This is a genomic window from Belliella buryatensis (genome assembly GCF_900188245.1).
In the GTDB taxonomy this organism is placed as follows: Bacteria; Bacteroidota; Bacteroidia; order Cytophagales; family Cyclobacteriaceae; genus Belliella; species Belliella buryatensis.
The window spans coordinates 1-1,334 of the sequence record NZ_FZOK01000047.1; the positions used below are offsets into that span (position 1 = coordinate 1).

General features: G+C 44.5%; 1 protein-coding gene. It reads left to right on the plus strand.

Going from position 1 to position 1,334, the window contains the following annotated elements; translation table 11 throughout:
• Positions 1–1,334 (plus strand): MBG-2 domain-containing protein (locus CHB66_RS17055; protein ID WP_170932533.1); only part of this gene is annotated, 1,334 nt, incomplete at both ends.

Consider the following 1,334-nt stretch of genomic DNA (forward strand, 5'->3'; position numbering starts at 1 on the left):
TGGTAGCTGGCGAATTGGAAGTAACCAAAGCATCGGTGACGATCACCGCAGATAATAAGGATAAAGTTTATGGTTCAGTGAATCCTCCATTGACTTTCACTTATGCTGGTTTGGTGAATGGTGATACGAAAATAGCCACCGAGCCAAGCATCAGCACAATGACAACAGCAAGCTCAGCAGTTGGAACTTATCCGATTACCTTGACAGGCGGTTCGGATGCGAACTATGACATTACGCTGGTAGCTGGTGAATTGGAAGTAACCAAAGCATCGGTGACGATCACCGCAGAGAATAAGGATAAAGTTTATGGATCAGCGAATCCAACCCTGACCTTTACCTACTCAGGATTGGTAAATAGCGATACGAAAGTTGCTACCGAGCCAAGCATCAGCACGACAGCGACAGCAAGTTCCAATGTAGGAACTTATCCGATCACGCTGGCGGGCGGATCAGATGATAATTATGATATCGAGCTAAAAGCCGGAATACTGACGGTAGTCAAAGCGAAGGTAACCATCACAGCTGAGAATAAATCGAAGGTCTATGGATCAGCGAATCCAGCCTTGACCTTTACCTACTCAGGATTGGTGAATGGTGATACCAAAGTAGCTAATGAACCAAGCATCAGCACGACAGTAACAGCAAGCTCAGCAGTAGGGATTTATCCAATCACCTTGGCAGGAGGTTCAGATGCGAACTATGACATTACGCTTGTAGCGGGTGAACTGGAAGTGACGAAAGCAGCAGTAACCATTACAGCAGAGAATAAGGATAAAGTTTATGGCTCCGCGAACCCGCCATTGACCTTCAGCTATGCAGGTCTGGTGAATGGCGATACAGAGTTAAGCACGGAGCCAAGCATTGGCACCACGGCTACTGCAAGTTCAGGAGTAGGTACATATCCAATCACCTTGACAGGTGGTTCAGATGCAAATTACGATATAATACTAGTGGCAGGTGAATTAGAAGTAACCAAAGCTACTTTAACGATCAAGGCGAATAATCAATCCAAAGTTTATGATCTAGAAGATCCAGCTTTCACTTATACGGTAATGGGGTTGATTGGATTGGATCAATTGAGTGGCAAGTTATCAAGGGATCAAGGAGAAGATGTGGGTAAGTATGCCATCACCTTGGGAACATTGACTGGAGGCAATAATTATCAAATTGCATATACAGCAGCTGAATTAGAAATCATTCCAACAAGCATCAGTGAAATCTTTGAAATAGGAACTTTACAGATGAATTGGGGGACTGTTCCTGATCTTCCAAATAGCGTGGCGCTGATGGCTACCAATGGAAGACCTTACTTCCTTGATGTGACTTGGAATCAA